The sequence below is a fragment of the Rothia sp. 11273D007AR genome (assembly GCF_053547255.1).
The window spans coordinates 139,593-149,226 of record NZ_JBPPWJ010000007.1 but is presented as its reverse complement, the minus strand read 5'-3'; the positions used below and the strand labels follow the sequence as shown (position 1 = coordinate 149,226).

The window sequence follows — 9,634 nt, the reverse complement described above, 5'->3', positions numbered from 1 at the left end:
TGGTGGTGCGGCGTGGTTGGGGTGGTCGTGGTGGGTGACGCGCCCGGGGTGGGACACACTTTTCTGCCTATAACCCCCTGCTTCTGTCTCTGAACCCGGGCATGAAAAAACCCGCTCCCTTACGGAAGCGGGCTTCGTGGCGGATGGTGTGGGATTTGAACCCACGAGACGGGGTTGCCGCCTACTGGTTTTCAAGACCAGCTCCTTCGGCCGCTCGGACAACCATCCAAACTGTGCTGAGCACTCCTACCATGGTACACAGTTGCCGCCCCAAAGCAAAATAGTGGTCTTTGTGCCCTTGCTCTCGTTAGGCTGAGGTGTAAGGGTGGGAGGTAAGCGTCCGTCCGCCTAACTGCCCCGGTAAGCGGCAGAAAACCCTGTGAGAAAAGGAGTCCCCATGCGCGCCATCCTCGAAGAAGAACACGGCGGCCCCGAGGTGCTGATCGTGAGCGAGCAGCCTACACCGACACCCGGCCCCGGCCAGGTGCTGCTGCGTGTGGCGGCCAGCGGGGTCAACCGGGCGGACGTCTCCCAGCGGCAGGGCTTTTACCCTCCGCCCCCTGGGGCTAGTTCCATCTACGGTCTGGAGGTCTCGGGCACGGTGGAAGCCGTGGGGGAGGGTGTCGACGAGGGCTACCTGAACCTGGAGCGGGTCGCCCTGCTCGCTGGCGGTGGGTATGCCGAGTACGTGGCGGTGGATCTGAGCCATACCCTGCCGGTGCCTGAAGGCACCAGCCTCGAAGACGCCGCCGGCCTCATTGAGGTGGCTGCAACGGTCTACTCCAACCTGGTTCTTACCCTGGGAGTTGCACCCCGCCCCGAGGGAAACGACGGTAAAACCCTGCTCATTCACGGTGGTACCGGTGGCATCGGCACCCACGCTATCGAGCTGGCCCGAGCCCTGGGGCTGCAGGTTTTTGCCACCGGCGGTAGTGATGAAAAGTGCGATTTTATCCGGGCGCTGGGTGCTGAGGCTATCAACTACCGCACTCAAGACTTTCGCGAAACCGTCCGCCAGCTGACGGACGGACGCGGGGCCGACTACATCCTGGACGTTGTGGGTGGAGCCTACCTAGAAGAGAACATTAAGACCCTGGCGGTAGATGGCTCTATGGCCGTCATTGGCCTGCAGGGCGGGCCCAAGGGGCAGCTCAACCTGGGCTATATGCTCCCGCGCCGCTTGAGCGTGCACGCCACTTCCCTGCGCTCGCGGTCGACTGCTGATAAGGCCCGCATTGTGGACGGTGTGGGGCAGTTCGTGTGGCCCCTGATTGAAAGCGGGGAAATCTCGAACCATACCAGCGCCGTCTTCCCGCTTGAGCGGGCATCAGAAGCCCACGCCCATTTAGAAGCCGGGGAGCACCGCGGCAAAATTCTGCTGACCCCCTAAACCGCGGGCGTCCGCGCATCTGCGGCGGGCGCTCTGCCGGCCGGTGAACGAAAAGCGGCGTCACAAGCGCCGTAATATGTGACCTGGCGCCCATAGGGGAGTATTGTGTGAGTGCACACACCCACACAGTTGTGGGACATCACAGTCACATTGGAGCCTCACCATGTCACCACAGAGCTCTTCAACCCTAGAGCAGGAGCGGCCGAAACCCTACGTCGACCCCGACGTGCTCGATGCCGAACACCGTACCTGGAAGCCCAAAACTATCGCCATCTGGGCCCTCATCGCCCTGGTCGGAGCGGTTTCCTGGTCCATGATCGCTATCTTCCGCGGCGAAACCGTCAACGCCATCTGGTTCGTCTTCGCCGCCGTCTGTAGCTACCTGATTGCCTACCGTTTCTACGCCCGCTTCATCGAAGCCAAGCTCACCCAGCCCGATGACCGCCGCGCTACCCCCGCCGAATACGACGCTGACGGCAAGGACTACGCCGCCACCGACCGCCGCGTACTCTACGGCCACCACTTCGCCGCTATCGCGGGCGCTGGCCCCCTGGTAGGCCCCGTCCTGGCAGCCCAGATGGGTTTTTTGCCCGGCACCATCTGGATTATCGTCGGCGTTATCTTCGCCGGCGCCGTGCAGGACTACCTGGTGCTCTTCTTCTCCATGCGCCGGGGCGGACGCTCCCTGGGCCAGATGGCCAAGGAAGAGCTAGGAACCGTAGGTGGCTACGCCGCCATTCTGGCAACTCTGGCCATCATGATCATCATTACCGCTATCCTTGCCCTGGTCGTGGTCAACGCCCTGGGTGAATCCCCCTGGGGTGTTTTCTCGGTAGGTATGACTATCCCCATCGCCCTCTTTATGGGCGTTTACCTGCGCTACCTGCGCCCCGGTAAGGTGGGCGAAGTGTCGCTGATTGGCTTCGTCCTGCTCATGGCCGCTATCGTGGGCGGCGGCTGGGTCTCCAACACCGCCTGGGGCATGGAGTACCTGCTGCTTGACCGCGTCACCCTGGCCTGGTGCGTCATTATCTACGGCTTTATCGCTGCCGTCCTGCCCGTCTGGTTGCTGCTCGCTCCGCGCGACTACCTCTCAACCTTCATGAAGGTGGGCACCATCGTGCTGCTGGCTGTCGGCATTATCGTCGTCCGCCCCGAAATCACCGTCCCCGCCATCAGCGAGTTCGCCGGCCGCGCCGACGGCCCCGTCTGGTCAGGTTCCCTCTTCCCCTTCCTCTTTGTCACCATTGCCTGCGGTGCTCTGTCTGGCTTCCACGCCCTCATCGCATCGGGCACCACTCCCAAGATGGTTGAAAAGGAACGCCAGACCCGTTTCATTGGCTACGGCGGCATGCTCATGGAGTCCTTCGTTGCCATCATGGCCCTGGTCGCTGCTGTCACCATCGACCGCGGCATCTACTTCGCCATGAACTCAGCAGCCGGGGCAACCGGCGGTACCGTCGAATCAGCGGCCGTTTTCGTCAACTCCCTGGGCCTGACCGGCGTGCACGTCACCCCCGAACTGCTGCAGGGCACCGCGGACGCCGTCGGCGAGCACTCCATCGTCTCCCGCACCGGTGGCGCCCCCACCCTTGCTGTGGGTATGGCGCTGATTCTCAACCAGATGCTGCCCTGGTTCGAGCTCACCAGCTTCTGGTACCACTTCGCCATCATGTTTGAGGCCCTCTTCATCCTCACTGCGGTGGACGCCGGTACCCGCGTAGCCCGCTTCATGCTCTCGGATACCCTGGGCAACTTCTTCCCCAAGTTCCGCGACCATAACTGGCGACTGGGCGCCTGGCTGACCACCGCCGTCATGGTGGCAGGTTGGGGTTCGATTCTGATTCTGGGTGTCACCGACCCGCTCGGCGGCATCAACACCTTCTACCCCCTCTTCGGTATCGCTAACCAGCTGCTGGCTGCTGTTGCGCTGGCTGTCTGCCTGGCGATTGCCGCGAATAAGGGCCGCTTCAAGTACCTCTGGATTATCGCCCTGCCCCTGGTCTTCGACCTGGTCGTTACGGTGGTGGGCTCCTACCAGAAGATTTTCTCGTCCAACCCCGCTGTGGGCTACTGGGCTAACCACTTCCGCTACAAGGACGCCCTGGCGGCCGGTGAAACCTCGCTGGGTGCGGCGAAGGACGTTGCTGCCATGGAGGCGGTTGTGCGCAACACCTTCGTGCAGGGCTCGCTTTCTATCCTCTTCGTGGTGCTGACCCTGGTGGTCGTTATTACTGCCCTGATTGAGGTCGTCAAGGCTAAGAACGGCCACGCGAAGGAAAGCAAGGAAAACCCCTACATCGAGTCGAAGCTCTACGCCCCGGCTGGCATGATTGCGACCCCCGCCGAGCGGGAGCTAGAGGCCCAGTGGCAGGAGTTCTACCGCAAGCACCCCGACCAGATCAGCGGTTCTGCCGGGCACAGTGGCCACTAGGAGAGAAGTATGAGCATCCGTTCTTTCCTCGCCCGCGTCCGCTGGTTCGCTAACGGAGTTATGGGCGCAGATAAGTACCAGAAGTACCTGGCCCACCACCGCGCCAGCGGCTGCACCCACGCTCCTATGACCGAGCGGGAGTTCTGGAAAGACTACACCGACTCCCTCGATAAGAACCCGGGGGCTCGGTGCTGCTAGGAACAGTGAGAGGCTACGTGCGAAGGGAAGACTTGCCGTAGCGCATCACAAAGAAGTCTCGATATAACGAGGTACGGGGACACACTCCGCCGACTAACCTTCTCGCCGGTTCGCTAGATGGCTCGCAAGCTCGCCAGATTCGCACCGAGATTTATTTTCCTCGCGCGCTCGGAATCTCGGTGCTCATCACCAGCGATTCATGCCAGCCCCAGCCAGTCGGCTTCCGTGTGTCCCCGTACCTCGCTTTTTCAACATCCAGTAGCAAATATTAGGGTAACCTAAGTATGTAGACCTCGTGAAAGGAGTAACCGTGGGTATCAAAGACTTCCTGCAGAGCCGCAGGGACGACGCCGAACTCGGCAAAGGTCTCTGGCGTCGCGCCCACGACCGCTTCGTCCGTGGCCTCGATCGTTTCCACCAGATTCTTGAACGTGTGCCCGCCGGGCCCACTCTTGAAGAGCTTGTCCCCCTGGCTAATGACCTGGCTGACCTGCTGCCGCGCGTCCGCACCGTTGCCGCTGAGGCCCAGCGCCTGGCGCCCAGCGAATCAAACGATATCCCCGCTTCTCCCACAGGGGTGTACTCCGACCTGCACCGGGCGCTTTCCAAGGCGGGTAATTCCTTAGCCCTTTGCGCTGAGGCCCTGGCTATGACCCGTTGTGCCGGTGAGTGCGGCACCGACTGCACCCGCACCGCCACTATCGCCCACCGGGTTGAAACGGTGCAGCAGCACGTTGCGGACGCCGAAGCCCGCCTGGATGCCGCCCGGCAGGAAGCCCTTGCCCCGGCGTCCTAACCGGTTCTGTCATCCATATCGCGTAGCTATCCCCTAAAAAGTGCCTGCCCGCATGTGCCGCTAGCCGGTAAGGTAGGTGGGTGCCCGCTCGCGCTTTCTCAGGGCACCGCCACACACCGCACCTGATTCAGAGGGGATTTCTACGTCATGAACCGCTACGCCCACATTGATGCAATGCGCGCTTTTGCGGTGCTTTTGGTGGTGTTTTCCCACGCCGGGCTGACCTTTGTGCCGGGCGGGTCGGGTGTAACAATTTTCTTTGCTATCTCGGGCTTTATCATCACCTACCTGCTGCTGCGGGAGCGTGATAAGACCGGTAGCTTCGACCTAGCAGGCTTTTATATTCGCCGCCTGCTCAAAATCGCACCGCCCCTGATTCTGGCGATTGTGATACCCACGCTGGTTTATCGGTCGATGGGTGGGGCCGTCGATACCCTGGACTTTCTGGGGCAGGTCTTCTTCTTCTTTAACCTGCGCTACCTGGACTCGCAGATTACTGTACTGCCGGGTACGCACGTGATGTGGTCCCTGTCGATTGAAGAGCAGTTCTACCTGGTCTTTGCCCTAATCTGGCTGGTACTGGTGCGCTGGACCGCTTACCGGCGGGCCCTGACGGTACTGGGTGTAGCTGTGGTGCTCTACTCGTCGCTGTCTCGCTGGGTTCTGCATGACGCCGGTGCTAGCGTCGACCGCATCTACTTCGGTACCGACACCCGTATGGAGGCTATTGCTATCGGCATGCTCACCGCCCTGTGGTACCACCGCTATGCCGCGGACGAGATGGTGCTGGGGCGTGAAGTTATCGGCCGCCGCTACCGGTCGGGGGCCCTGATTCAGGGCGGACGCACCATCCCGCTTCTGGGGCGCAACTGGGTGCTTTGTGCCGCCCTGGGGGTTTACCTGCTGACCCTGGTGATTCGTGATGATACCTTCCGCGATACGGTACGCTATTCGCTCCAGGCCTGGGCGGCGTCCGCTGTGATGCTCTGGGGCCTGGTTGCTTCGCGTCAACCGCTGGGTGCTACTGTGCACCGTTTCTTGGCCTGGCGGCCCCTACAGCTGATTGGCCTGTCGAGCTACAGTATTTACCTGGTGCACGACGTGCTCTTCAAGGCCCTGGAACCCCACCTGCACGGGCTGCCCACCCTGGCCCAGGTTGCCCTGCTAGCCCCGCTGGGCGTGGCTGTCGGTGTGGCGATGTACCTGGTAATCGAGGTGCCGGTGATGCGTTTTAAAGACCGCTACTTCGGGGCGAGCTGGAAGAAGCAGGCGGCAGCTGCCGATACCCCCGGCCCCATGGGAACCAAGAGCTAGCGGGCACCAGGAGCTAGAGCAGCCCCTCGCTCCGGGCAGCCGCGATAGCTGCCGTGCGGTTATCGACGCCCAGCTTGGTGTAGATATGCACCAGGTGGGTCTTCACCGTGGCCTGAGAAATAAAGAGAGCCTCAGCCAGCTCCTTATTGGTAGCCCCGGTAGCCAGCAGCTTGAGCAGCTCCATCTCACGAGCCGACAGAGAAATAGCGGGCCGCTGCATACGCTCCATCAGAGCAGCCGTGATCTCGGGCGACAGCGTCCGCTCACCCCGCGCCGTCGCCAGCACCGCCGCCTGCACCTGCTCGGGCGGGGCGTCCTTCAGCAGGTAGCCCAGGGCTCCTGCCTCAATAGCTGCAACGATATCGCCCTGGGTGTCAAAGGTCGTCAAAATCAGCACCGGTGGCCCGCCCGCAGCCTTGAAAGCGCGGGTTGCCTCGATGCCGTCCATGGGCTTCATCTGAATGTCCATGACCACCACATCCAGCGCCGCCCCCGCCCGGGCCTGCTCCGCAGCCACGGCGAGTGCCGCCGACCCGTCGGCTGCTTCGGCAACCACATCGATGCCTTCAAAGCTTTCGAACATGGCGCGCAGGCCGGCGCGCACAACGGGGTGGTCATCAACGAGTAGGGCGCGGACGGTCACTGGGCCTCCTGGTCGGGCCGGTGCTGGTTGGTCTGATTGAGGGGGATACGGGCTGTGAGGACGGTGCCTTCACCGGGGGTGCTTTCAACGTCTAGGCTACCGTCGAGGTGGGCAACGCGCTCGCTGAGGGAGGTGAGCCCGTAGCCGGTTCCGGTTTCGCTGAGGGGGCCCGCTGCTAGGGGAGTGGGGGTGAAGCCGCGGCCGTTGTCGAAGACGTCGAGGGTGACTTCGCCGGGCCAGATGCTGAGGGTGAGGGCTGCGCGGCTGGCTTCGGCGTGGGCGGCGACGTTGGCCAGGGCGCCCTGGGCTACGCGCATGAGGGTTGCCGAAACCGCCTCGGGTAGGGCGTTGGCTATTTCTTCCTTCCCTTCGAGGATAAAGGCGCAGGTGAGGGATTTCCCGGCGGCTTTTTGGGCGGTCTCGGTGGACGCGGCGAGAGCCCTGAGCGCTGACACCAGGGAGTCATCCAGGGCAGGGGATGAGAGATCCCGAATAAAACGGCGGGCCTCAGCCAGGTTGGCGGCGGCAGAGTCCTGGATAACACGCACCTGGGCGGCTGCGGCGTCCGCCTTTCCCTCCTGAAGCGAGGACGCCGCTGCCCGGGAGACCAACACAATAGACGAAAGCCCCTGGGCCAGGGTGTCGTGGATTTCGCGGGCCAGGCGCTCGCGTTCTTCGAGCTTACCGGCGCTGTACTGCTGCTGGACGAGTTCGGCCTGCACCGCGCGAAGCTGCTGGGCGAGCTGGTACTGGCGGGCGGCGTCGGCGCGCAGAGCGCGGTAGGTGAAGGAGATGACGATGGCGAGCAGGGCCCCCAGGGTGGGGCCGATGAGGTAGCCGGGGGCTAGCCCCTCGGAGTGAAGGTAGTCGAGGCCAAACCCGGCAGGCCCCACCAGGGGTAGGGCAATGGCCAGGGCACAAAGGACGAGGGTGGCAGCTACCCCCGCTACGGGGGCGAGCAGGTGCAGGTAGAGGAACATGATGGGGAAGACCATCCAGGTGAAGGAGCTATCGAGCGCCATAAGCCCCAGCCACAGCAGGGTAATGATCAGCAGCCATAGGTGGGCGGGGGTAAACCTGGCTGCCTGCCGGTAGCGGGCGGACGCACCCGACCGGGGGAAGAAGTCGGTGAAGGTTGCAGGCAGCCCCCGCCGGTTCTCGTAGACCGTACCGGCCAGATAGATGCCACCGAGTGCCAGCGAGAGCACCCCGATAACGGTATGCCGCACCTGATAGACGCTGCCGACCACGGCCAGAACGGCACCAAAACACAGCAGAAAAGCGAACATGACGTGCAGGCTCACCCGCAGAATCTTGAGCACCAGCAGGGTCTGCTGCGAGGAGGTAGCGGGGAGGGGGCTGGGCGCGGTCGTCATACAAACTCACTTTACCTTTAGCTGAGGCTGTGCAGGGTTTTTGGGCTGTGTGCAGAGAAAACCCTGCATCCAGCCCAAGAAGTCTGCACAGCGGGCGGGGCCGCATCAACCAAATGGTTGATTCCAGGTTCAACCCTTACCCCGATGTGGGCAACCCCCGGTGGGAGCTTGAATAGAAGTATCAAGTTTTCCTGTGTTTGAAAGGTAGTGCAGTCATGTTCGTCGGTTGGCGTGACATCCTCTTCGCTAAGGGCCGTTTCACTCTAATCGGGGCGACCGTAGCCCTGATTACCCTGCTACTGGTGATGCTGACCGGCCTGACCGGCGGGCTGGGCAACCAGAACACCGATGCCCTTGAAAAGATGGGGGCTGACCGCTTTGTATTCGCCCCGTCTGAGAGCGGAGGCAAGGCATCCTTCACCGATTCCGCTGTCACTGCCGGCCTGCAGGACGAGTGGCAGGCAGCCGGTGCCAATGCCACCCCGGTCGGTTTCCTCACCGGCAAGGTTGAGGGCAACGGAGCCGCTTCGATGAGCCTGGTCGCTACCCCCGCCGGTTCTGACCTGGCTGAACACACTGCGCCCCTCATCCAGGGCGCCGAGCCCGGTGACGGCCAGATCGCCCTGCCCACCAGCGTCGCTGAAGAGATCGGCGCAACCGTGGGCGATACCGTTACCTTCTCGGGCACCGACGTGACCGTCTCAGGTATCACCGAGGACACTTTCTACTCCCACACCAACGCCGGCTGGGCAACCACCGCCACCTGGCAGGGCATCACCCACCAGCGTGAAACCGAGGGGCAGGACGCCGTGCTCGGCACCGTCCTGGCTGTAACCGGTAGCGCAGACTACGCCGCCACCGCAGAGGCCACCGGAACCCAGGCCCTGACCACCCGCGAATCCTTCGCAGCCCTGCCCGCCTACTCCTCCGAGAACGGCTCCCTCAAAACCATGCAGGGCTTCCTCTACGGCATCTCCGCCCTGGTAATTATCTCCTTCTTGACCGTCTGGACCATCCAGCGCACCCGCGACATCGCCGTCATGCGCGCCCTGGGCGCCTCCCGCGCCTTCCTCACCAAGGACGCCCTCGCCCAGGCAGCCGTGATTCTCGCCGTCGGTGCCGCCCTCGGTGCCCTGGTGGGCTGGGGCCTCGGCATCCTGGCCGCAGGAGCCGTACCCTTCCAGCTCTCAGCCCTTACCATCGCCGGCCCCGCCGCCGGAATCTGGGCCCTGGGCATTGGCGGCGCTCTCATCGCCCTGCGCCGCGTCGCCACCGTCGACCCGATGATTGCCCTCGGCGGCAACTAGAACATTTTGCCTAGAGGGAGCGGGCGCGCTTTCGCCTGCCGACCCTCTCGGCACTCGCGCCGGGGCGCTCGGCCGATTCACGCCCCGCCTTGCGGCGGATTCCGCTCGCTCTTGCGTGCTGGCGCACCCGCTTGCTCCATCGCAGCCAGCAGGCTCCAGCGCGCCCGCTCCCTCTA

Annotated in this window: 8 protein-coding genes and 1 tRNA gene; 6 read left to right on the top strand and 3 right to left on the bottom strand. The window is 63.3% G+C overall.

What is annotated here, in order from left to right; translation table 11 throughout:
* Positions 1–137 precede the first annotated feature (137 nt).
* Positions 138–228 (bottom strand) — tRNA-Ser (locus ACED88_RS05660).
* Positions 229–397: 169 nt separating this feature from the next.
* Between ACED88_RS05660 and ACED88_RS05655 the strand changes: the two genes are divergently transcribed.
* From ACED88_RS05655 to ACED88_RS05635, 5 genes are all read left to right on the top strand, one after another.
* Positions 398–1,390 (top strand): NAD(P)H-quinone oxidoreductase, encoded by a 993-nt coding sequence (locus ACED88_RS05655; RefSeq protein WP_449108149.1) that lies wholly within the window; start codon positions 398–400, stop codon positions 1,388–1,390.
* Between the two features lie 163 nt (positions 1,391–1,553).
* The gene (locus ACED88_RS05650; RefSeq protein WP_237236885.1) at positions 1,554–3,824 is read left to right on the top strand and encodes a carbon starvation CstA family protein; all 2,271 of its coding nucleotides are present in this window, start codon (positions 1,554–1,556) and stop codon (positions 3,822–3,824) included.
* A gap of 9 nt (positions 3,825–3,833) precedes the next feature.
* The gene (locus ACED88_RS05645) at positions 3,834–4,022 is read left to right on the top strand and encodes a YbdD/YjiX family protein (protein WP_449109018.1); all 189 of its coding nucleotides are present in this window, start codon (positions 3,834–3,836) and stop codon (positions 4,020–4,022) included.
* 310 nt (positions 4,023–4,332) lie between these two features.
* Positions 4,333–4,818, top strand: coding sequence for a dehydrogenase (locus ACED88_RS05640; protein ID WP_185174715.1), 486 nt, complete (start codon positions 4,333–4,335; stop codon positions 4,816–4,818).
* A 147-nt stretch (positions 4,819–4,965) separates the two neighbouring features.
* Complete coding sequence (locus ACED88_RS05635; protein ID WP_449109017.1) at positions 4,966–6,132, top strand: acyltransferase family protein; 1,167 nt, start codon at positions 4,966–4,968, stop codon at positions 6,130–6,132.
* Positions 6,133–6,145: 13 nt separating this feature from the next.
* On the opposite strand, the gene ACED88_RS05630 is transcribed toward ACED88_RS05635, so the two are convergent.
* Positions 6,146–6,775, bottom strand: coding sequence for a response regulator (locus tag ACED88_RS05630; RefSeq protein ID WP_272878415.1), 630 nt, complete (start codon positions 6,773–6,775; stop codon positions 6,146–6,148).
* Entirely contained in the window at positions 6,772–8,151 is a 1,380-nt protein-coding gene (locus tag ACED88_RS05625) for a sensor histidine kinase (RefSeq protein ID WP_449109016.1), read from the bottom strand. Before ACED88_RS05625 ends, ACED88_RS05630 begins: the two co-directional genes overlap by 4 nt.
* A gap of 215 nt (positions 8,152–8,366) precedes the next feature.
* On the opposite strand from ACED88_RS05625, the gene ACED88_RS05620 reads away from it, so the two are divergent.
* Positions 8,367–9,458 (top strand): ABC transporter permease, encoded by a 1,092-nt coding sequence (locus tag ACED88_RS05620; protein WP_449109015.1) that lies wholly within the window; start codon positions 8,367–8,369, stop codon positions 9,456–9,458.
* Positions 9,459–9,634 lie beyond the last annotated feature (176 nt).